Genomic DNA, 22,409 nt, shown 5'->3' on the forward strand with positions numbered 1-22,409 from the left:
GGCTGCACCCGTGAAGATCCACCTGACCCGTCAGCACGAGCTCGCGATCATCACGATCGACGCACCCCCGCTCAACCTCTACACCCTGGAGCTGGACGCCGAGTTCCACGACGCCCTCGACGAACTGGGCGACGCCCGCTGCCTGCTGGTCAACGCGGCCGGCAGGGTCGTCTCCGGCGGCGTGGACGTCTCCCTGTTCGCCGCCCAGGAGTACCGCTCCGACGCCCAGGCCCTGTTCGACCGCATGATGCTGCTCCCCCAGCGCCTGGCCGCGCTGCCGATCCCCACCGTCTTCGCCGCCCACTCCCTGTGCCTCACCTGGGCCTTCGAGCTGGCGGTGGCCTGCGACCTGGTCCTCGCCGCAGAGAGCGCCCGCTTCGGCCTGGTCGAGAAGGTCGTCGGCCTCACCCCGACGATGGGCGGCACCCAGCGCCTGGCCGCCCGCGCCGGTGTCGGCCGCGCCAAGGAGCTCGTCATGACCGGCGACCTGTACTCCGCCGAGACGCTGGAGCGCTGGAACGTCGTCAACCGCGTCCTGCCCGACGAGGGCTTCGCGCTGGCCGCCGAACGGTTCGCGCACGGCCTGGCCGTGGGCCCGACCCAGGCGCACGCGGCGACGAAGCAGGTGCTCGCCCACTTCGAACACGGCGGCGTCCCGGAGGCCGACGCGCACGTGACGACGATCGCGGCGGCCCTGTTCGACACCGAGGACCTGCCGAACGCCGTGCACAGCTTCCTGACCGACGGGCCGGGCAGGGCGACGTTCATCGGCCGCTGACGCGGGTCGCGGTGGAGCCGGAGTCCGGGCAGGGCTCCGGGAACAGCGCTCCAGCGCGGCGACCGGGCCACGACCCGGTCCTCGGGTACGTTCCCCGGCGTGCACTTACCCGTACCGCGCACCCTCCTCGTCCTGCACGCCCACTCCGGTGACGAGTCGGCGACCACCGGCGGCGCGCTGGCGCTGTACTCCCGCCAGGGCGTCCGCACGGTCCTGGTCACCTGCACCGGCCCTGCGCAGAACCCGGAGCTGCAGGCCGCTGCCGACGTACTGGGCGTCACGGACCTGGAGGCGCTCGGCTACCTCGACTCCGGTGAGGACGGTGAGGTGGGGCAGGGCGGGTTCTGCGCCATCCCGGTGAACATCGCCGCCGGCCGGGTCGCGGCGCTGGTCGAGCGCTACCGGCCGCAGGTCGTGGTCACGCACCACGGCGCTCACCGCGACCACGTGCACGCGGTCCGGGTGGCGAAGTCGGCGGTCTACCGCACCGGCATCCCCGCCAAGCTCTACCTCACCGCCGGCGGGGGTGCGACGACGATCGACATCGACGACGTGGCCGACGTGAAGCGCAAGGCCGTGCAGTGCTACCCGGGGCGGTACGCGGAAGGGGCGCTCGCGGTCCAGGAGCACTACTTCCGCGACCTGGACACCACGAACGCCCCGCTGCCGGAGACCGACCTGTTCGCCGGCGTGACGAACTGCGGGCCGGACCTGCCGCGCTGAGTTCCGGGGAGGACCTCAGCGGCGGCCGAGGGACGTGCAGGTGAAGCCCGCCCTGCGGATGACGTCCGGGTCGAGGATGTTGCGGGTGTCGACGACCACCGGCTGGCGGACCGTCTCGGCGAGGCGGGCCCAGTCGAGCGAGCGGAAGTCCGGCCACTCGGTGAGCACCACGAGCGCGTCGACGTCCTTCGCCGCCTGGTAGGCGTCGTCCACAACGGACACCGCACCGAGGTCGGTGCCGCCGCTCAGTGCCGGGTCGTAGCCCACGAGCTCGGCACCGGCCTGCTTGAGCAGCGCCGCCACGGCCAGGGCCGGCGAGTCGCGCAGGTCGTCGGTGCCCGCCTTGAACGTGAGTCCGAGCAGGCCCAGGCGGACGTGCGAGAGGGAGCCGCCGCGCTTGCCGGTGACCGCCAAGCGGACCTTCTCGACCATCCGGGTGCGCTGGCGCTCGTTGGTGTCGATCGTGGCGCGCAGCAGCCGGAACTCGAAGTCAGCGGCGTCCGCGGCCTGGAGCATCGCGTGCGTGTCCTTGGGCAGGCAGGAGCCGCCCCAGCCGGGACCGGGCGAGAGGAACGACTGGCCGATGCGCTTGTCGTAGCCCATGCCCTCGGTCACGTCGGTGATGTTCGCGCCGAGCCGTTCGCACAGCTCCGCGACCGCGTTGACGTACGAGAGCTTCATCGCGAGGAAGCAGTTCGCCGCGTACTTGACCAGCTCGGCGGAGGCCGCGTCGGTCAGCACGGTCGGCGCACCCAGGCGGGCGTACAGGGCGGCCACGCGCTCGGCCGCGTCCTGCTGGTCGCAGCCGACGACGATGCGGTCCGGGTTCAGGAAGTCGTGCACGGCGGAGCCCTCGCGCAGGAACTCCGGGTTCGACACGACGGCCACGTCGTCGCGGCGCAGCAGCTCGGCCGTGCGGACCGCGGTGCCCACCGGCACCGTCGACTTGTTCACGATCACGCAGCCCGACGGCAGCAGGTCGCGGGTCTCGTCCACAACGGACTCGACGGCCTGCAGGTCCGCGATGCCGCCCACGCCCATCGGCGTCGGCACGCAGAGGAACACGACCTCGGCGTCGGCCACCGCGGCCGACGCGCCGACGACGAACGAGAGCCGGCCAGAGGCCAGGCCGCCGCTCACCAGGTCCGCGAGACCGGGTTCGAGGATGTCGACCTCGCCGCGCGAGAGCCGTTCGACCTTGGCCTCGTCGACGTCCGCGCACACCACGCGGTGCCCCAGTGACGCGAGACACGCACCGGTGGTCAGGCCGACGTAGCCGGTGCCGACGACAGCGATCCTTCTGACGAACATCATTCTCCCGTTCGGTTCACGGCGAACGCGCGGAGAACGGCGTCGTCGCTCACGTCGATCATCTTGTTGCCCCACTGGTCGGTACCGGCGGCCAGGTCAGGTCTACCGTCCGGGAAGGGCCCGCGCGACACGAATCCGGTGAGTCCGTCGAAGACCGAGACGTACGCCTCAGCCTGCGGGCGCCAGTCGAGCTCGGCCTCGCAGCGGCGGCGGCCCTCGAAGCCGAGCCGGCCGCGGCGCTCCGCGTCGTCGAGCAGGTCGAGCAGCGCCGACGTGAACGCCTCCACGTCACCCGGCTCGACGTAGACGGCGCAGTCGCCCGCCGACACCACGGTCTCGGTCAGCCGGTAGGACAGCACCGGCAGCGCGTAGGCCATGTACTCCATGGTCTTGTTCATGGTGGACACGTCGTTCAGCGGCGACAACGGGTCCGGCCCCAGTCCCACGGCGGCCGTGGACAGGTAGCGGGTGATCTGCTCGGGACCGACCCGGCCGGTGAACTCGACGTACGGGTCGAGACCCCAGGCCGCGGACTGCTTCCGCAGGTCCTCCAGGCAGTCGCCGAAGCCGAGCAGGGCGAACCGGACGTCGCTGCGGCCGTGGTCGAACACGACCCTGCGGGCCACCTCCAGCACGCCGTCGACACCGTCCTGCGGGCCCATGATGCCCAGGTAGGCGACCAGGTGCTTGCCGCCGCGGCGCAGCTCGTCCACGCCCTCGACCGGCCGCATGACCGTCGTGTCCGGGCCCGAACGCACCACCGTCGTGCGCTCGGGCGGCACGTCACCGCGGGTCCACGCGATCTTCTGGTACGAGGTGTTGGTCGAGGTCACCCGGTCGGCCGTGCGGAACGTGCGCCGCTCCAGCCACTTCAGGACCCGGTACTGCAGCTTGCCTGCGAACCCGGCCGGCTCGCCGAAGCGGGACAGGAAGACCTCGGGGTTGAGGTCGTGGTGGTCGAAGACGAACTTCACGCCACCGAGCCGCCACAGCAGCGCGAGCGCCCAGTACGTGTCCGGCGGGTTGCACGCCTGCATCACGTCGAACCGGCGGCGCATGCGCACCTTCACGCTCAGCACCGCGGTGCGCGCCCAGCAGTAGAGGAACTCCCAGGCGTAGCCGAGAGCACCCTCCGCCTGCGGTGGCGGGGCGTACTTGTGGAGGTGCACCCCGTCGAGGAGCTGGTAGGCGGGGTCACCCGGTCCCTTGGGGCAGATGACCGACACCTCGTAGCCGGCCGCTGTCAGCGCACGGCATTCGAGCCACACCCGCCGATCCAACGGCACGGGCAGGTTCTGCACGATGATCAACACGTGCGGTGCGCTCACAGCTAAGACCTCTCACCGGGGGACCGGGCCAACGCTCAGGTAGTCGTTCCACCAACGGGTGTGCGTTACCTCGTGGTGCGGTCGGTGGACCATTCGCCGGTCACACCGGTCAGGTGGCGCCAGCGGGCGAGCACCTTCTCCACGGCGAGCACCGACAGGAAGCACAGCGCGTCGAGTCGTGCGACCTCGCGCGACCGGACCAGGCCGCGCAGCTGCCCCAGGGCGAGCGGCGGCTCGTGGCCGGTGTGACCGAGCGCGTCCAGCTGCCGGTTGCCCAGCCGCACCCTGGCCCGGCGGCGCACCAGCGCCCCCACCGTCCTGGCCGGGCGCACGACCGCACGCGCCGACGGGACGATCTTCTTCTCCGCCAAGGAGAACCTGCGCTGCACGTACCCGTCGTCGTTGACGACGTCGGGCATCGGGAAGATCCGGGCGTGACCGCGTTCGGTGACCATGTAGGCGCCGGTGCCGGACAGCCCGCGGCGCTGGGCGAGCAGCCGCGCGATGGTGCGGTGGAAACCCGCGGCGACGCGGGAGCAGCCGGTGAGGTCGAGCTCGGGCACCGGCGCGCACGCGAGGGCCGTGTCGTCGGAGGTGAGCTCGAACACCATGGCGCGCAACGACTCGGCGGTCAGGTCGACGTCCGCGTCCAGGTACACCCGCGGGAACGTGGCGCACACCTCGTCACCCAGGGCGAGCGCGTGCACCTTGCCCGCCACCGGGGTCTCCACGACCTTCACGCCCGCCGCGCGGGCCACGTCGGCGGTGGCGTCGGTGCACGCGTTGGCCACGACGACGACGTCGAACTCCCCGCCCAGCAAGGACAGCGACCGCGCGATGCCGCGTTCCTCGTTGTGCGCCGGGATGACCACACCGGCGACCGGCCGCGTCACGCGGACCCCGCCACGTCGGTGCGGGCGCCCCAGCCGCCGGCCCATTCCGCGCGGCGGCGCCACACCTCGCTCCAGCGCGGACCCCTGCGCAGCACCCGTTCGGCCGCGGCGCGCAACGCCACGCCCGCCCGCAGCGCGAAGAGCCCGTACCGCCGCGCCGGCACGTGGCGCTGCACGACCGTCGCCCGGCCGGTGAGCACCAGCACGTCGCGGTTCACCCGGTGCGCGGAGGAGGCGCCGACGGCGTGCTCGAACTCCGCGGCCGGTGCGATGCACGGCGAGAAGCCGAGTGCGGCGGCGCGCAGGCAGAGGTCCTGGTCCTCGCCGTAGATCCGGTAGGTCTCGTCGAACCCGCCGAGCCGTTCCCAGGTCTCGCGGGAGATCAGCAGGAACCCGCCGCTGATGACGTCGACCGGCCGCTGGTCGTCGCGCTGCCAGCCGCCCAGCGACTCGGGGTCGAAGAACGCGGAGCCGCGGAAGGCGCTGGACAGGCCGAGCATGCCGCTCGTGAGGCTCCAGGCGGTGATGCGGCCGAAGCAGCTGCGCGGGTCGAGCTCCCCGTCGGGTGTGACGCAGCGCCCACCGACGATGCCCGTGCGCGGCCGTGCCCGCAGCACCGCCAGCGCCGCGTCGATCGCGCCCGGCCTCGGGTGCGCGTCCGGGTTCAGCAACAGGAAGTAGTCGCCCCTGGCGCGTTTCGCCGTGCGGTTGACCGCGAAGCCGAAGCCGGTGTTGCGGTGCATGCGCTCGACCGCGCCGGTGCCCAGCAACCGCTCGGCCACCTCGGCCGCGCCGTCCGCGGAACCGTTGTCCGTCACCAGGACCTCGAACGGGTCCGACGGCGCCGCAGACCCCTGCAGCGAACGCAACGTGGCTTCGAGGTGGTCGGCGGCGTTGTAGGACACCATCAAGATCGACAGACTCACCAGGTCGGAGCCACTCGTCATGTCAACTGGATCGAGAGCCCGTCTGGAGTCGTTACAGTGACGGCATGATCCGTCGCCTCGCCCGGCGCCTCGTCCTGCCGCTCACTGCTCCGATCGGCTCAGTGCGACAGGTCTCTTCGCCGCAACCGCACGTCGTGCTCACCTACGACGACGGGCCGCAGCCGGGCGCGACCGAACGGGTGCTGGAATCCTTGGCGAACTCCGGTTGCACGGCAACGTTCTTCGTGTTGACGGGCCGGGCGCGCAAGCACCCGGGACTGCTCGCCGAGGTGCAGGCCGCGGGCCACGAGATCGCGCTGCACGGCGTCGACCACGTGCGCCTCACCACACTGGCACCCAAGGAGGTGCGCGCCCGCACGGCCGACGGCAAGCACTTCCTGGAGGACGTCCTCGGCACCGAGGTGCGCTGGTTCCGCCCCCCGTACGGCGCGCAGCGGCCGGCGACGTACGCGGCGATCCGCGCCACCGGCATGGACTCCGTGGTGTGGGACGTGGCGGCGTTCGACTGGGAGGACGACCCGGCCGCCACGATCGCCGAGCGGACGCTGCGGGAGGTCCACAGTGGAGCGGTCGTGCTGATGCACGACGGCTACGCGGGACCGGAGGACGGCGTCGACGACGGTCCCGCGCCGACGTTCGACCGCGGCGAGCTCGCCCGGCTGGTGTGTACCGGTCTGGCCGAGCGCGGCCTGAAGGGCGTCTCGCTGCGCGACGCCCTCGCGCACGGCCGGCCGGTGAAGCGGGCCTGGTTCCGCTCCTGACGGTGAACCTCACCGCCGAGGGCGCCAGGGGCTACCGCACGGGCACCGGGGAGGCGGCGGCGGTGATCAGCACCTTCGGCGCGGTGGACCCGTCCGCGCGCACCTCGTAGATCGACGAACGCTTCTCGTCACCGTTCGTCGCGGCGTAGGCCAGGGTGTCGCCGTCCAGCCACGTGGCCTGGTCGTCGATGCCGGTCGTGCCCTCGATGACGGTCTCGGCGTTCGTGCGCAGGTCGGCCACCGCGAGCCGCCACGGCCCGGTGCGCGAGGTCCGCTTCTTGTAGGCGACCTTCGTGCCGTCCGGTGACAGCGACGGGCACTCGGCGGTCTGCCGGACGTCGGTCATCGTCCGCGCGACCAGGTCGCCCTTCATCAGCCACGTGCGGCCGGCCGTGGCCATCGTCGCGTAGAACGTGCGGTCGTCCTGGGCGACCGTGACGCCCCAGAAGTTGATGTCCGCGGCGGTCATGACCTGGCCGCCGACGGTGGACCGGAAGGTCTCCAGCGACTCGACGAGCGTGCCGGAGGCCAGGTCCAGCACACCGGTCCTGGTGGAGAAGCCGCCCGGCACGGAGTAGGAGTCGCCGGTGACGAACGTCGTCCAGGAGACCACCTTGCCCGACTGGGAGACCCGCGCCCGGCTCGGCGTGCCCGGCAGCGCGACCGTGCGGAGCACCTCGCCGTCCGCGTCCAGGACGGCGGCCTCGTAGGACGGCCCGATGCCCGCGAGCCGCAGGCAGACCGTCGTCCCCGCGGCCACGTAGACCCGCTGGCACCGCAGCGCGGTCGGGGTGCGCTTGCCGCCGGGGTCGGCGAGCGCGACCTGGTCGACCTGGCCGTCGTAGCTCTCCAGGTCGACGAACAGCAGTCCGCCCTGCACCGGCGGCGCGGCGCTCGCCCGCGCGTCGTCGCGCTTGGCCACGGTCCAGGCGACGAACCCGCCGCCGCCGAGCAGCACCAGCACGATGGCGGCGATGCCGATGGCGACGCGGTGCCGGGCGAGCGCGGTCACGCCGCCACCTCCGCGTCGGCGCCGGTGCGGCCGCGGCCGGTGAGGACCAGCGCGGTCCCGAGTGCGGCGAGGAGCGCGACGGCGGCCACGAGCACGGCCCAGCGCATGCCGAGGAAGGTCAACAACACTCCGAAGAGGACGGACGAGAGCAGCCGGGCGACGGCCTGGCCGGTCTGCAGGATCGCGAGCCCGCTCGCCCTGATCGACTCGGGCACCAGCTCCGCTCCGTGCGCCATCAGCACACCGTCGGTAGCGGCGTAGAAGAGGCCGTGCAGCAGCAGGACCAGGCACACCACCGCAATTCCGCGACCGCCGAGGACGAGCAGCGCGTACACGCCCAGCAACGCGACGTGGCCGACGGCGAACATCCGCCAGCGGCCGAACCGGTCGGCCACGCGCCCCAGCGGCAGCGCGGCCAGCAGGAACACCAGCGCGGTGCCCAGCGGCAGCAACGGCAGCAGGCTCGTCGGCACCCCGGCGGTCTTCTGCAGCACGACGAAGACGAACGCGTCGCTGATCGTGGCGAACCCGAGCACGGTGGCCGCGACCGACGCGCCGCGGAACCTCTTGTCGCGCAACAGGTGCAGGCCATCACGCCAGCGGATCTCCGGCCGGGGCGCGGCGACGGCGGTGCGCGGCGGGCCGGGCACGAACGTCACCAGCACGATCACGCCGACCAGCGCGAAGCAGAAGCTCACGCCGAAGACCAGGCTCGGGTCGGCGCCGAGCTGGATCATGATGAGGAACGTCACCAGCGGGCCGAGCATCGCGCCGAACGTGTCCATCGCCCGGTGCAGGCCGAACGCCCTGCCCAGCACGGGCGCCGGGGTGGCCAGGGAGATCAGCGCGTCGCGCGGCGCGGTGCGCAGGCCCTTGCCCGCGCGGTCCGTGGCCACGACGGCACCGATCGCGGCGGTCGAGGCGCCGGCGAACGGGAAGAGCAGTTTGGACAGTGCCGAGATCCCGTACCCCGCCAGCGCCACCGCCCGGTACTTGCCCAGCCGGTCACCCAGGTGGCCGCCGACCAACCGGAGAAGGACGGTGGCACCGCTGTACAAACCGTCGAGCAGTCCGAACTGGACATACCCGAGCTGCAGGACGTAGAGCACGTAAACCGGCATGAACGCGGTGACCATCTCCGCGGACACGTCGGTGAGGAGGCTCACAGCGCCCAGTGCGACGACCGTGCCGGGCACCTTCCCGGCGACGCCGGTGCCGCCGGCCGCCTCGACCGGCTTGGTGCGCGCGGAGGCCAGGTACATCGAGCGTCTCTCCTCCGCTGCGGGAACCTAGGTGCGGACCACCTGCCGCGCGACCGCGACAACCTCGTCAGCTGCGCGTTCCCACGAGTAGTGCTCGCGAACGGCAGCCGCCTCGGCGGCCGTTCGCGTGAACACGGTGTCATCCGCGAGCAGGCGTGCGACAGCGCCAGCCAGCTCTGCTGGGTCATCGGTTGCGACGAGGGCGCCGTTACGGCCGTCCTCCACGATCTCGGGCATGGCGAAGGCCTTGCGGGCCACGCACGGCAGGCCGCGGGCCAGCGCCTCGACGAGCGCGATGCCGAAGCCCTCGAAGCGCGACGGCATGACGAACACGTCGTGGTCGTCGTAGATGCCCGCCATCGCGTCGATCGGCTGGCGCCCGAGGAACGTCACACCCGGCGGGACCTCCCCCGGCAGCGGCCACTGGGCGGGGCCGACGACCGTGAGCGTGATCCCGGGGTCGACCTCGGCCCGCAGCCGGGCGACGGCGCCGAGCACCTGCGGGCCGTTCTTGGTGAAGAAGTCCTTGCCGACCAGGAGAAGCCGCCGCCGTGGTCCGTCGACCCGGCGCTGCCGCACCTCCGCGGGCACCTCCTGACCGGTCCACGCGGCCGACGCGCCGGGGTTCACGACGTGCACCCGTTCACGTGGCACACCCGAGACGTTCACCAGGTGGTCGGCGAACCACCGGCTCATCGCCACGACCCCGGCGGCGCGCTCGTACATCCCGCGCTGGCGGTCGCGAAGCCGTTCCAGGTCACCGCGTGCCAGCGACGGGAAGTGGACAAGTCGCCCGTTCTCGTCCATGTGGTCGAAAAGCACGTCGTAGCTCAGGTCCTGGAGGATGAGGAACGGCGCGCTGACCGGTGCGAGGTCCTGGATCTGCAGCACCACGTCGCACGGGTTGGCGCGCAGGCTCCGGTCGAGGCTCCGCTCCCCGTAACGGCGTGCGAGAGCGGAGTGCTTCCACATCGACACCCAGCGGCCGTCGACGCGCCGGGCGTTGACGGCCTTGAAGGCGGCGCGCACCGCCCCGGGGTAGGTCAACCCGACGTCGACGACCTCGATACGCTGGCGCAACGCGTTTCTGAGGTTCCAGGGGGTGTGCGACCACGTCCCTTCCGGACGGGGGTCCCACGCGCAGGCGAATCCGAGGCGCATGGGGCACACCATAGCGGCGGGTAACGGGGAGGCGGGGCGACGCGATTACCGTTTCGTACAGGCGACTGCCCCGCGACTTGAGGTGAGCATGGATTTCTGGAAGACCATCAAGGTCCTCCTCCGCCGGTGGTACGTCGCTCTGCCCGTGCTGTTGCTGTCCCTCGGTGGTGCGGGGGTCGTGTTCGCATCGGTGCCGCCGGAGTACGAGTCGACCGGCACGGACCTGCTGACGGTGCCGAAGGCCGGCGCCACGCTCGACCCGTCGAAGCCCTCCGGGATCATCAACCCGTTGCTGGCGTTCGACGCGAGCCTCACGACCACGGCGCAGCTGCTGACCCAGGTGCTGCTCGACCCGGCGGTCTACGCGCAGCTGACCCGGAACAACCCGGACATCGAGTGCGAGGCGGGCGACGGCGGTCTGCGCGGTCCCTTCGTCCAGGTCGTCTGCAAGGCGCCGACCCCGGAGGCCGCGCGCGCCACCGTGGACGGGGCGTTCAAGCGGCTGAGCCAGGAGCTCGTCGAGCGGCAGCGCAAGCTCGGCGCGCCGGAGTCGACGTTCATCAACGTCGAGACCGTCGTCGCGCCGACCGAGGCGACACTGCTCGTCGGCGGCAAGCTGCGGGCGGCGGGCGCGGCACTCGCGCTGGGCCTCGCGGCGAGCCTCACATCGGCGTACATGATCGAGAGCTTCATGCTGCGCCGCAAGAAGCCCGAGGCGCGCAAACCGGAGCCCAGGAAGCCGGACGACCCGAAGTGGCCGTCCGACGAGGGCGAGCGGCGCGCCACCCCGGCCGCGCCCCAGCACCACAAGCTCTCCAACGAGGCGAACCCGACGGTGCGCATCGCCCGGCCGGGCTGAGCCGATGCCGAGAACACCCGTCCACCCCCGCACGCTCACCCGCACCGACGGCGCCACCCTCTCGGTGGTCTACATCGCCGTGCTGGTGCTCGTGCCGTCCCGGCTGGTGCTCGCCGGCATCCCGCTCGACATCCGGCCGTCGATGCTGCTGGGCTTCGGCCTCGGCATGTGCTGGCTGTGCGCGCAGATGGTCGACAACCTCGGCATGGCGAAGGGGCGCAGCGGTGTCCGCACCGCGATCTTCCTCTTCGCCTCGTCGCAGATCGCGACCTACGGGTACGTGACCCTGCGGCACATGCCCTACGACGAGCTGAAGTCGGCCGACCTGAGCTTCGTCACGATCGTCTCGCTGATGGCGGCCGGTCTGCTGATCATCGACGGCGTCCGCACCCTGGACCGCCTCGACAGGGTGCTGAAGTTCGTGGTGATCGCCTGCACGATCATGGCGGTCATCGGCATGATGCAGTTCTTCACCGGCTTCGACCTCACCAAGTACATGGCGATGGTGCCGGGCCTGCGCTCGGTCGGCACCGGTGAGGCCGTGCTGGCCCGTGCCGCGTTCCGCCGCCCCGGCGGAACGGCGGGCCACCCCATCGAGTTCGGCGTCGTGTGCGGTCTCGCCGTGCCGCTGGCCGCGCACTACGCGTTCCGCACGAAGAAGCGCAGGCAACCCAGCCGCCGCTGGTGGTTCTGCGTGCTGATGCTCGCGATGGGCGCGGTCGTGTCGCTGTCCCGCTCGGCGATCCTGGGCCTGCTGGTGGCGGGCATCATCCTGCTGCCGACGTGGCCCGCCAAGCAGCAGCTGCACACGATCCTCGCCGCACTGGGCTTCCTGACGGTGCTGCGCGCGTTCGTGCCCGGCCTGGTCGGCACGCTGCTGAGCCTGTTCCGCAACATCTCCAACGACCCGAGCATCCAGGGCCGCACCGACGACTACGCGAGCACCGAGGCCACGATCGAGCAGAACCTGTGGCTGGGCCGCGGGTTCGGCACCTACCTGCCCACCAGGTACGGGCCGATCGACAACCAGTACCTCGGCTCGCTGGTGGAGAACGGCCTCGTCGGCATGCTCGCGTTCCTGTTCCTGTTCATCGCCGGCATCTACGCGGCAGCGGCGGCCCGGCGGCTGAGCACCGACCCGCACGTGCGGGACCTGTGCCAGTCGCTGCTCGCCTGCATCGCGATGCTCGGCGTCTCCAGCGCCACGTACGACACGTTCGCGTTCAAGATCGCGAGCGGGCTGATGTTCGTGCTGCTCGGGTGCGCCGGCGCGCTGCTGCGGATGCAGAAGGCCGCGGCCGCGACGATGGCCTCGGCGCCGGTGCCTCCGCTGCCGCAGACGGCGACGTCCCCTTCCCGCGCTGTGCGGGAGGGGACGTCGCCGTGAGCGCTGCCGCGAGCCGGTCAGTTCTTGACGGCCGACCCGTCCTCGTAGGTGTTGTTCACCCACTCGACCTGGCCGTCGAGCCGGGCAGGGCCGTAGACGAAGCCCTTCGTGAAGACGTTGTCGCGGATGACCCGGTTGGTGCCCTTGGGGTCGAGGTAGATCGTGTAGTTGCCGCCGTTGAGGAAGTTGTTCGCGATCAGGATGTTCGACGGCGAGCCGAACTCACCGCCGACGAGGATCGCCGACGTCTGGTTCTTCGGGTTCTCGATCCGGTTGTGGCGGATGGTGATGTTGGAGCCACCGGTGATCTGGATGCCGTCGTTGTGGTCGCCGGGACCCTTGCTCAGGTCGTGGATCCACGAGTCGACCAGGCTCGCGCCGGTGTCCATCTTCACGCCGTCCGAGCAGCCGCTGATGTTGATGCGCACCGAGGTGACGCCCCCGTAGCCGACGCCGTACTCGCAGTCGTCGGAGCCGATGATCTCGACGTCCTGCACGGTGAGCCGGGTGAACTTGTCCACGAGGTAGACGCCCCACTGGCCGGTCGCCCTGACCTGGCTGCGGGTGATCTTGACGTCGTTCGCGGTGACGCGCACCGAGCAGGGGATCTGCTTGCCGTCGATGACCGTGCCGGCCTTGTCGATCAGGTACTCGCCGCCCTTGCAGGGCAGCGGGGCGAGCTTGACGCCGGTGTGCGCCCAGCCGGTGTTGTCGGGACCGGGCCAGCCCCCCGCGGCGGGCGGTGTGGGGGTCGACGGGGGCTTGGGCGTCGTGGTCGTCGGCAGCGGCGGCGCGACCGACGACTGGGTGCTGCTGGGTGCGGCGCTGCTGGAGCTGGCCGGGGCCGGCGAGGACGTCTCGGTGGACGTCGGCGCGGCACCGGTGGGGTCGCCCTCCTCCGCTCCCGCTCCGGCCTTGCAGCCGGCGAGCGCCAGCGCGGCCGCGATCACCACAACAACGGACAACCGTGCCGGCCGACCATTGTTCCCACAGGTCACGGCCCTATCACGGGCAGTTCTCATGAAGAATTCCTTCGCGTGATCATTGTGCAGTACACGGCGGACACCGACCAATGTCACCCACGTCCGTCCAACCGCGACTTCGCGGCAGCACGGCACTTCTTACCCCATGGCCCGGCGGTTGCCAAACCCCCGCAACCAATTTCCCGAGCCATAGGAATAATTGATGACCCGTTGCGCGGGGAGTACGCATGACCGGCGAAGAACCGATCACCACCACAAAAGACGCCGACCACCTGGCGAAATCCACTTCAGGCGGAAAGGTCCGCCGCGCACTCGGCTTGAGCTTCCTGAACACGGTGTTCGGCAAAATTGGAACACTGCTCACAGGAATCCTCCTCGCGCGGGTTCTCGTGCCGGAGGACTTCGGTGTCTTCGCGGTCGCGCTGGTCGCTCTCGGGGCTCTGCTCGCGATCAACGAGCTCGGCGTCAGCCTGGCACTGGTGCGCTGGCCCGGCGACCCGAGGGAGATCGCGCCGACCGTCACGACGATCTCCATCGCGTCCAGCGGCCTGCTCTACGCCCTGTGCTGGTTCGCCGCGCCCGCGTTCTCCGAGGCGCTGGGGGCACCCGACGCGACCGGTGTGGTGCGGCTGCTGTGCCTGTCGGTGCTGATCGACGGCGCGACGGCCGCGGCCGCGCAGTTCACCAACCGCGAGTTCCGCCAGGGCGCCCGGCTCGCGGTCGACATGTCGAACCTGGTGCTCACGACCGGGGTGACCGTGGCGCTGGCGCTGGCCGACCACGGGGCGTGGAGCCTCGCGTGGGGCAGGCTCGTCGGCAACGCGCTGTCGGCCATCCTGTTGTTCCGGCTCGTCGCGCTGTGGCCGAAGCCCGGTTTCGACCGCAGGCAGGCCCGTGAGCTGATGACGTTCGGCCTGCCGCTGGCCGGGGCGAGCCTGCTCGTGTTCGCGATGCTGAACGTGCACTTCGTGATCACCGGCTCGCTGCTCGGCGCGGTGGCGCTGGGCCTGTACCTGCAGGCGTTCAACCTGTCGAGCTGGCCGGTGAACATGTTCTCGGTGGTGATCCGCCGGGTGTCGCTGGCCGCGTTCGCCCGCGTGCAGGACTCGCCGGCCGAACGCGAGGCGCTGCTGGCCAGGTTCACGACGCTGCTGATGGCCGGCGCGTTGCCGGTGTGCGCGCTGCTGGGCCTGCTGGCGCTGCCGACGGTGACGACGCTGTACGGGCACAACTGGGCCGGGTCGGCCGCCGCGTTGCAGTTCCTGGTGGTGCTCGCGATCGTGCGGGTGGTCACCGAGCTCGCCTACGACTACCTCGTCGCGCTGAACCTGCCCTCCCGCACGATGTGGTTGCAGGCGGGCTGGCTCGTGGTGCTGGTCGCGCTGCTGCCGCTGGGGGCGATGTGGGACGGCATCCGCGGGGTGTCGGCGATGCACGCGCTGATCGCGGTGTTCCTGGTGCTGCCCGCGTACACGCTCGCCGTGACCCGCACCGGCGTGCGCCTGCGCGTGCTGCTCGCGGCGGTCGCACGGCCGGCGCTCGGCTGCGCGCTGCTGGCCGCGGTGGTGCTGGTCGTCCGGTGGCTCACCGAACCGTCGGTCCTCCAGCTGCTGCTCGGCGCGGGCCTCGGCGGTGCCGTCCACCTGGCCGTCGTGTGGCCGCTGCGCAACCTCGTCAGACACCTCGGCTGACCGCTCCCGACCGCGTTGCGCGCGGTGATCCGGTGGAGGGCGCTGGCTAGGATGATCTTCATGGCTGGGAGGTCACCGGTTCCCGAGTGGGAGTCCCTGCTCGTCCGGCGGCTTCCCGGCACGTGGGAGCCCGTCACGGGTGGGGAGTCGGGCGCTCGTGTCCTGCGCAGTGCCGACGGCTCGCGGTACGCCAAGTGCGTACCCGCAGAGCAGCAGGACCTCCTGGCACGGGAACGGGACCGGGTCGACTGGCTCAGCAGCAGCGGTGTCCCGGGCCCGGTGGTGCTCGAATGGGTCGCCGACGCCGACGCCGCCTGCCTGGTGACCAGCGCTGTCCGCGGGGTGCCCGCCGACAGCATGCTGGCCGACGCGCTTCGGCGGGCGTGGCCGTCCATCGCGGAGGCCGTGCGCGGGTTGCACGCGTTGCCCGCAGGCGACTGCCCGTTCACCCGGGACCTGGGGCAGATGTTCGCCGTCGCCCGGGACGTCGTCGCGCGGGGTGCGGTCAACCCGGAGTTCTTGCCGGTCGAGCAGCAGCAGGCGGCTCCCGCAGAGCTGCTCGCGAGGCTTGCCGTGCAGGTCGACCGCCGCCTTGAGCAGGAAGCCGCCGACACCGTCGTCTGCCACGGCGACCTGTGCCTGCCCAACATCATCCTCGACCCCGGCACGGCCGGCGTCGCGGGCTTCATCGACCTCGGACGCCTCGGCCGGGCAGACCGGTACGCCGACATCGCCCTGCTGCTCGCCAACGCCAGGGAGACGTGGGAGGACGAGGACCAGGCCATCGCCGCCGACGACGCCTTCGCCGATGGCTACGGCATCGCGCTCGATGTCGACCGGCAACGGTTCTACCTCCACCTGGACCCGCTCACCTGGGGGTAGCCCGCGGTCCGGTCAGCGGCGGGTCGCGGCCGCGTTGGCGTCGTCCACGGCGACGCGGCCGCGCAACCGTTCGACCTTGCGGCGCACCTTGTACGCCGCCAGACCGCTCGTGGAGCGCACGACGTCCAGCAGGTCGGTGCCGGCCGTGCGCGCGGCGATCTCGTACTCCTGCTCCTGCAGCTCGGCGGCACGGCGCAGGCTGAACCGGTCGACCACGAGCTTGCGCCCGAACTCCCCCAGCTCGGCGCGCAGCCGCGGTGACTCGACGAGCCGCCGCAGAGCAGCCGTCAGCGACGGCACCCCGTCCCCGCCGAAACCCCACCAGCCGCCCGACAGGAACCCCGGCAGGCTCTCCTCGGTGACCAGCTCGCTGAACCCGTCGAGCCCCAGCACCACCAACGGCTTGCCGAACGACAGCGCGCGCAGCGCAGAGCCGCCCATGCCGGCCGCGATGTCGGCGGCGGCGTACGCGGGCCGGGGGTCGGCGAGCTGACCGGTCAACACGACCGCACGACGGCCCGCGCGCGCGTTGGCCTTCTCCGCGCGTTCGGCGATCTCGGACCGCGCCGGACCGTCGCCGACGATGGCCAGCTGGGCGTCGTCGAGCTCCGCCACCGCGTCGCACGCGGCCAGCAGGCCCGGCAGCTTCAGGTCCGGCACGAGCCGCGACACCGCCACGACCAGCGGCGCGTCGGTGAGCCCGTGCCGGGCGCGGAACCCGCCGTCGGCGAACCCCGGGTGGTCGCCGTCGGTGTCGACGGGCGGCTCCAGCAGCGTCACGCGGTGGTGCCCGGCGGCCACGGCCTCCTGGCGGATCTGCTCGGTGCCCACGATCAACGGGATCGAGCGCGGGAAGAACGGCACCACCGACATCGACATCACGGTCGCGATCGGCGCGGCCGTGCGGCGGATCCCGGCGCCGTACAGGGCCTCGAACGCGGGCGGCCACTCGTAGCCGTGCACGACGTCGATGCCGCGCGAGCGCACCAGCCGGTTGATCGTCGAGACCACCCGGCGGTCGGGGCGCTTGCGCCGCAACGGGATCTCGACGTGCTCCAGGCCGTGCGCGGCGACCAGCGGCACCAGCTCCCCCGGTTCGGACACCACGACCACCTCGTGCCCGCGGTCGCGCACGGCCGCGGCGAGCTGGAGCGCGTTCAGCTGGGAGCCCCCGAGCTCCATGCTGTGGGGGTAGACGACGACCCGCATGCTCACCTCTGCCGGGAACCTTCCGCGACGCGCAGGCCGATGGCGCCTGCCACCACCGCCGCGCGGGCCTGCCACGAGTGCTGCTCGGCGAAGCGCTGCCGGCGCGCGGGGTCCTGCGGTGCGCTGAGCGCGGTCAGCACCGCGCGGGCGAGCTCGGCCGGGTCCCCCACCGCCACCACGTCGGGCGACTCGTCAGCGAGCCGGAGCGTCGCGGGCAGTGCGCTGCCGACGACAGCGCGCCCGGCAGCGAGGTACTCCAGCGTCTTCAACGGGAACGAGGCGCGGTTGAACGCCGTGTCCGCGTACGGGGTGAGCCCGACGTCCATGCGCCGCAACCACTTCGGCAGCTCGGCGAACGGGACCGCGCCGGGGTGGTGCACGTTCGGGCGGGCGACGAGGGCGGGGAACCGCTCCGGCTCCCACGCCGGGTCGCGCGGTCCGACGAGCAGCAGCCCGATCCCGGTGTCCGCCACGGCTTCGAGGTACCGGATGTCGATCCGGTCGGTCAGCTGCCCGACCACACCGGCGACCTCGTCCGGGAACCCGTCGGGCAGGCCGGCGGGGACGACGGACTCGATGCCGCGGTAGGCCGCCGTGTCGCAGCCGTTCGGCACGACCACGGGGTCCGCGCCGAGCTCACGCCAGCGCGCGGCCAGCTCCGGTGTCACCGCGAGCACCACGTCCGTGCGGGCCAGTGCCGCCTTCTCCTGCGCGCGCAGCCGGGACGCGTCCTGGTTCATCAACGCGGCACCGGAGACCCAGTCGTCGGTGCCGTACAACACGTTCAGCGCGTCCCAGCGGCCGAGCACGTCGTCGAAGGAGCACGCGATGACGGCGTGCGGCCTGCGCGGGAGGTGCTGCTTCACCTGGGCCCGCACCAGCGGCCACGTGGTCGCGCGGATGCCGGGCCTGGTGAGGCCCGGCAGCGCGATCGGGGTCAGGCGCGTGACGCCGGGGAGGGCCTCGCGCACGGAGGGACGCCACGACCGGCGGGTGCTGCCGATGCCCCGGTACCGCTGGGGCGTCACGGGTGAGACCGGCGGGTCCACCCACAGCACGTCCGCGTGGGCCGTGAGAGCTTCGGTGAGCTGGCGTTCGGAACCCCGAACGCCGTCCCACGTCACTCCCGAGAACAGCACGACCAGCGGTCGTGGCGTCACTCAGATCAACTCCTGTGTCAGCTTCCCGGGGTGAACACGACGTCCACCCAGTAGTTCGCACCGCCGAAGGTGTCACCGGGGAAGCCCGTGCCACCGCGGAACACACCGTTCGGAGATGCTGCCGCGGCCAGCGGCGGACTGCTGACCGCCGACCGGTTGAAGTACCCGGCGTCGGCGGAGTAGCGGCCGACGGTCGTCGTGTACGAGGCCACGTACGTCTGGCCGGCGGTGATCGGCACCGGGGTGTCGAACACGAGCGTCTGCCAGCCGGTCGCCGTCTCGTTCACGAACGTGCCCGTCGCGAGGCTGGTGCCGTTCGACGCCCACAGCGACCCGGTGTGCGTGCCGGTGTTGCCCGCGCCCTTGTAGAACTTGACGCCGGACACCTGGCCGTTGACCGCCGCGGTGAACCGCACGCCCAGCTCGTAGGCGTTGTTGTCGTTGGACGACGTCACCGCGGGCAGGGCGGCGGCGCTGAACAACGAGCACGGGCAGGTCGCGGCCGAGGTCGTCGTGAACGACCACGTGGCCGGGCTGGTCGTGGCGTTGCCGTTGACGTCCAGGATCCGCAGCTCGGCCGCGTACTGCGTACCCGGTGCGAGCGGGGCGTCCGGCGTCCAGGTCACCGTCTTGCCGTCACCGGAGACGGCGAACGCGCCGGAGGTGCCGGCCCCACCGGGGTCCTTGAGCGAGAGCTGCGCCGACGCCACGTCGACCGGCTCGTTGAAGGTGGCGGTGACGGTGGTGTTCAGCGCGACACCGGTGGCTCCCGGCGCGGGCGTCCTGGCGGTCAGGATCGGCGGCGTGCTGTCGCCGTTCGCGCCGTTGCGCCAGATCACGTCGACCCAGTAGTTCGTCGAGTTGTACGTGCCGGTGGGGAAACCACCGCCGGTGCCGTAGCGGTACACGCCGTTCGGGCCGTCCACACCGGACTTCAGCGCGTGCAGCGAGTAGTAGTCGTGGCTGGAGTTGAAGCTGCCGTTGGTGGCGGAGTAGCGGCCGTTCGGCGCGTAGTAGGACACCACGTAGGTGGTGTTCGCCTGCACGTCGACGGGCTGGTCGAACGTCAGCGTCTGCCAGCCGCTCGCCGTCTCCCCGTTGAACGTGCCGGTCGCGAGCCGCTGCCCGCTCGCCGACCACAGCGAACCGGTGTGCGTGCCGGAGTTGCCGAAGCCCTTGTAGAACCGGACGCCCAGCACCTGGCCGCGGCCGTCGAAGCGGATCTTGGTGCCCACCTCGACCGCGCCCGTGTCGCTCACCGCGTTGACGGCGGGCGCCGCGAAGTCGTCCCACACCGTGCACGGGCACGTGGCGCCGCGCGGGGTACCGGTGGTGAAGGACCACAGCGTCGGGCTCGGCGTGTTGCCGGACAGGTCGGTCGCCTTCCCGGACACGTCGTAGGTTGTGCCCGGCAACAGCGGGTTGTTCGGCGTGAAGGTGGCCTTCATGCTGTTGGCCGCCACCGAGATCGTGCCGGACACACCGCCGTTGGGGCCGTTGACGAGGATCTGCGCCGAGCTCGGCGTCACCGGCTCGTCGAAGGTGATGCTGACCGCCGGGGTCAGCGAGACGCTGCCCTGCTGGTTCAGCGGGTCCGTGGACAGCGTGCCGGGGGCGCGGGTGTCCGGACCGGGGTCGAGCGCGAAGATCGGGTCGACCCAGTAGTTGGCGTTGCGGTAGCTGTCGGTCGGGAAGCCGGACGACCCGCCGCGGAACACGCCGTTCGGGTTGCCGGAGACGCCCTTGGCCGCCGACAGCGGTTCCAGGCCCACCGCCGCGCTCGTGAAGTAGTCGGCGTCACCGGCGTAGCGGCCGTTGGGCGCGAAGTACGACGCGACGTAGGTGGTGTTCGCCGAGACCTGCACGGCGGTCGGGAACGTCAGCGTCTGCCAGCCGGTCGCCGTCTCCGCGCCGAACGTGCCGGTGGCCAGCCGCTCACCGCCGGCCGACCACAGCGAGCCGGTGTGCACGCCGGTGTTGCCGGTGCCCTTGTAGAACCGGACACCGCGGACGTACCCGTTCACGCTGGACTGGAACTTCACGCCGAGCTCGATCGCGCCGCCGTCGTTGGTCGACGGCACCGCCGGGGTGGCGTTCTCCGTCCAGATGGTGCACGGGCAGTCGCGGGCGAGCACGGTGACGTCGCGGCTCACCGCGGCCGAGAGGTTCGCGGAGTCGTCGACCGCGCGGACCTTCAGCGTCTTGGGACCGGCGGCCGAGAAGGTGTGCGTGTAGTTCCACGACGCCGTGCCCGCGGTCCAGTTGGCCGGGTGCCAGGTGGCGCCGTTGTCGACCGAGACCTCGACGCCGGCGACGCGGCCCGACGAGTCGATCACGGTGCCGTTGAACGTGTAGCCGGTGCCGACGGTCGGCGAGTTCGTGGTGCCGAACGCGACCGACGGCGGTGCGGTGTCGGTGCTCGCGGTCGTGGCGAAGAGGTTCGGCTCCAGCGTGGTGGGCTGGACGCCCATGTCCGCCAGCAGGTTCACCGTCGCCTGCTTGATCCGGACGTCCGAGGTCGGCTCGTCGGTGCGGAACGCGTGCTCGTCCTCCAGGCCCCACGCCCACTGCACGGTGCCCGCGCCGAAGACCAGCGCGCCGGAGGAGTGCCTGTACAGCGTCAACGCGTGCGTCTTCGTGCCGCTCCTGTAGAGGTCACCGTGGTTCTGCAGGACGTACTGGCCGTCCATCGTCACCGTCGTGCGCGACAGCTGCGCCACGCCCGGCGGCTGGAAGCCGTTGTCCTCGACGGAGTCCCACTCGTAGCCCAGGGTGCCCGGCTTGAAGGAGTAGGCGCCGGTCGTCATGGACGCGAGCGGGGTGTTGCGCCACAGCCGCATCTTGCCGTAGGCGGCGGGGACGACCAGGGAGTCGTCGCGGCGGCCGTTGACCGTGAAGATCTGGCCCAGCAGGGCGTTCTCCGGGTTCGCGCCGTTGGGCGAGGTGGTGAACCGCGGGTCGCGCCAGGTGCCGGTCCACTCCGGGCTCGGGTCGATCTTGGCGCTGGCCTTGGTCTCCTTGTAGGTCACCACGGTCCGCCAGTCCGTCGGCGAGGAGCCGAGGCTGGGGGCCCAGCGGTGCTTCCAGAAGACCTCGTTGCCGGTCATGAACGCGAGGTGCACGCCGGCGGCCCGTGCGTTCTCCACGGCGGTGCGCTGTTCCCTCGACCAGTACTCGTCGTGGCCGACGGCCATGAACACCTTGTGGTTGAGGATCAGGTTGCCGCGGCGGGCGGTGTCGGCGTTCGTGGTGTAGCTGACGTCGTAGCCGTTCTTCTCCAGCCAGGTCAGCATCGGCACCTCGGCGTTGAAGATGAAGTTCTCGTCACCGGTGTTCGCGATCGGGCGGTTGTAGCTCACCGCGTAGGCCGAGCCGCCGTCACCGGGACCGGAGCCGTAGTAGAGGCTGTTGCCGCCGTAGCGGTTGTAGGCGTGCCAGGTGGCGTCGGAGGTCTGGAAGAAGATCTTCGACCGGCTGGAGTCGTCGCGGATGACGAACGCGATCTCGTTCTCACCGCCGGTGTCGTTGCGGTGCAGCACGGCGTAGTAGAGGCCGGACACGGTGTCGGAGGGCACGTCCCAGGTGAGGGAGACGGCCCAGTTGCCGCAGTCGACCAGCGCGACGGCCGAGTCGGGCAGGCAGTCGACCGGCTGGCTCTGCGGGGTGGTGCGGTCGAGCTGCTTGACCAGGCGGGCGCCGGCACCGCCGTAGTAGCCGAGGCGGAAGATGTCGATCCGGTAGGACAACGCGTCCGTCTTGACCTTGAACTTGACCTGTCCGCCAGGAGTCGAGCTGATGTCGGTCGTGTAGCCGACGATCGAGTCGTCGAGCGAGTTGAGCGACCAGTTCGCGTCACCGGTCCTGGTGTTCTCGCACGCGACCTTGTTCACCACCGGTGCGTCGCACGGCGCTGCCTGCGCGGCCGGGGCGAGCACCACGGCCGGCACGACCACAGCGGTGGCCAGCACCGCTGCGGCTGTCACTTTCGCACCCATTGATCTCAGGCGACTCCTGGGATCGGACAAGGACATGGGCGTCTACCTCTTCTTCCTGCTTGCTGCC

General features: G+C 71.5%; 18 protein-coding genes. 7 read left to right on the forward strand and 11 right to left on the reverse strand.

The window, feature by feature from the left end; translation table 11 throughout:
- Positions 1–10 precede the first annotated feature (10 nt).
- Positions 11–778, forward strand: coding sequence for an enoyl-CoA hydratase/isomerase family protein (locus ACVDFE_RS34165; RefSeq protein ID WP_360386865.1), 768 nt, complete (start codon positions 11–13; stop codon positions 776–778).
- A gap of 99 nt (positions 779–877) precedes the next feature.
- Complete coding sequence (locus ACVDFE_RS34170) at positions 878–1,501, forward strand: PIG-L deacetylase family protein (RefSeq protein WP_458433379.1); 624 nt, start codon at positions 878–880, stop codon at positions 1,499–1,501.
- 15 nt (positions 1,502–1,516) lie between these two features.
- On the opposite strand, the gene ACVDFE_RS34175 is transcribed toward ACVDFE_RS34170, so the two are convergent.
- From ACVDFE_RS34175 to ACVDFE_RS34190, 4 genes are all read right to left on the reverse strand, one after another.
- Positions 1,517–2,812, reverse strand: a complete 1,296-nt coding sequence (locus ACVDFE_RS34175) for a UDP-glucose dehydrogenase family protein (protein WP_360386859.1) — start codon at positions 2,810–2,812, stop codon at positions 1,517–1,519.
- Complete coding sequence (locus tag ACVDFE_RS34180) at positions 2,812–4,140, reverse strand: glycosyltransferase family 4 protein (protein WP_458433380.1); 1,329 nt, start codon at positions 4,138–4,140, stop codon at positions 2,812–2,814. Before ACVDFE_RS34180 ends, ACVDFE_RS34175 begins: the two co-directional genes overlap by 1 nt.
- A gap of 65 nt (positions 4,141–4,205) precedes the next feature.
- Entirely contained in the window at positions 4,206–5,033 is an 828-nt protein-coding gene (locus tag ACVDFE_RS34185) for a glycosyltransferase (protein ID WP_458433381.1), read from the reverse strand.
- Positions 5,030–5,980, reverse strand: a complete 951-nt coding sequence (locus ACVDFE_RS34190) for a glycosyltransferase family 2 protein (protein ID WP_458433382.1) — start codon at positions 5,978–5,980, stop codon at positions 5,030–5,032. Before ACVDFE_RS34190 ends, ACVDFE_RS34185 begins: the two co-directional genes overlap by 4 nt.
- 44 nt (positions 5,981–6,024) lie before the next feature.
- Between ACVDFE_RS34190 and ACVDFE_RS34195 the strand changes: the two genes are divergently transcribed.
- Complete coding sequence (locus ACVDFE_RS34195) at positions 6,025–6,741, forward strand: polysaccharide deacetylase family protein (protein WP_458433383.1); 717 nt, start codon at positions 6,025–6,027, stop codon at positions 6,739–6,741.
- A gap of 31 nt (positions 6,742–6,772) precedes the next feature.
- On the opposite strand, the gene ACVDFE_RS34200 is transcribed toward ACVDFE_RS34195, so the two are convergent.
- The 3 genes from ACVDFE_RS34200 to ACVDFE_RS34210 are packed head-to-tail and all read right to left on the reverse strand — an operon-like array spanning position 6,773 to position 10,188.
- The gene (locus tag ACVDFE_RS34200) at positions 6,773–7,753 is read right to left on the reverse strand and encodes a hypothetical protein (RefSeq protein WP_458433384.1); all 981 of its coding nucleotides are present in this window, start codon (positions 7,751–7,753) and stop codon (positions 6,773–6,775) included.
- Positions 7,750–9,015, reverse strand: a complete 1,266-nt coding sequence (locus tag ACVDFE_RS34205; protein WP_458433385.1) for an MFS transporter — start codon at positions 9,013–9,015, stop codon at positions 7,750–7,752. Before ACVDFE_RS34205 ends, ACVDFE_RS34200 begins: the two co-directional genes overlap by 4 nt.
- A 27-nt stretch (positions 9,016–9,042) precedes the next feature.
- Complete coding sequence (locus ACVDFE_RS34210; protein WP_458433386.1) at positions 9,043–10,188, reverse strand: glycosyltransferase family 4 protein; 1,146 nt, start codon at positions 10,186–10,188, stop codon at positions 9,043–9,045.
- A 76-nt stretch (positions 10,189–10,264) separates the two neighbouring features.
- Here ACVDFE_RS34210 and ACVDFE_RS34215 point away from each other — a divergent pair, with 76 nt between their 5' ends.
- Together ACVDFE_RS34215 and ACVDFE_RS34220 are read left to right on the forward strand one after the other, a co-directional pair.
- A complete protein-coding gene (locus ACVDFE_RS34215) occupies positions 10,265–11,035 on the forward strand; it encodes a GumC domain-containing protein (RefSeq protein WP_360386839.1) in 771 nt (256 codons plus the stop codon).
- Positions 11,036–11,039: 4 nt separating this feature from the next.
- Positions 11,040–12,422: an O-antigen ligase family protein gene (locus tag ACVDFE_RS34220; RefSeq protein WP_360386837.1), complete on the forward strand. Its 1,383-nt coding sequence runs from the start codon at positions 11,040–11,042 to the stop codon at positions 12,420–12,422.
- A gap of 17 nt (positions 12,423–12,439) precedes the next feature.
- Here the strand turns inward: ACVDFE_RS34220 and ACVDFE_RS34225 are convergent, their stop codons facing one another.
- A complete protein-coding gene (locus tag ACVDFE_RS34225) occupies positions 12,440–13,387 on the reverse strand; it encodes a right-handed parallel beta-helix repeat-containing protein (RefSeq protein ID WP_360386834.1) in 948 nt (315 codons plus the stop codon).
- A gap of 245 nt (positions 13,388–13,632) precedes the next feature.
- On the opposite strand from ACVDFE_RS34225, the gene ACVDFE_RS34230 reads away from it, so the two are divergent.
- Both ACVDFE_RS34230 and ACVDFE_RS34235 read left to right on the forward strand, forming a co-directional pair.
- Entirely contained in the window at positions 13,633–15,096 is a 1,464-nt protein-coding gene (locus tag ACVDFE_RS34230) for an oligosaccharide flippase family protein (protein WP_458433387.1), read from the forward strand.
- Between the two features lie 60 nt (positions 15,097–15,156).
- A complete protein-coding gene (locus ACVDFE_RS34235) occupies positions 15,157–15,978 on the forward strand; it encodes an APH(3'') family aminoglycoside O-phosphotransferase (RefSeq protein ID WP_458433388.1) in 822 nt (273 codons plus the stop codon).
- A 12-nt stretch (positions 15,979–15,990) separates the two neighbouring features.
- Here ACVDFE_RS34235 and ACVDFE_RS34240 read toward each other — a convergent pair whose 3' ends face one another.
- From ACVDFE_RS34240 to ACVDFE_RS34250, 3 genes are read right to left on the reverse strand one after another with little or no spacing between them, the layout of a single operon-like run.
- Positions 15,991–17,187, reverse strand: coding sequence for a glycosyltransferase family 4 protein (locus ACVDFE_RS34240; protein ID WP_458434445.1), 1,197 nt, complete (start codon positions 17,185–17,187; stop codon positions 15,991–15,993).
- 2 nt (positions 17,188–17,189) lie between these two features.
- Entirely contained in the window at positions 17,190–18,347 is a 1,158-nt protein-coding gene (locus ACVDFE_RS34245; RefSeq protein WP_360386826.1) for a glycosyltransferase, read from the reverse strand.
- Positions 18,348–18,364: 17 nt separating this feature from the next.
- Positions 18,365–22,330 (reverse strand): DUF4082 domain-containing protein, encoded by a 3,966-nt coding sequence (locus tag ACVDFE_RS34250; RefSeq protein ID WP_360386824.1) that lies wholly within the window; start codon positions 22,328–22,330, stop codon positions 18,365–18,367.
- Between the last annotated feature and the right edge of the window lie 79 nt (positions 22,331–22,409).

The sequence above is a fragment of the Lentzea chajnantorensis genome (assembly GCF_054300775.1).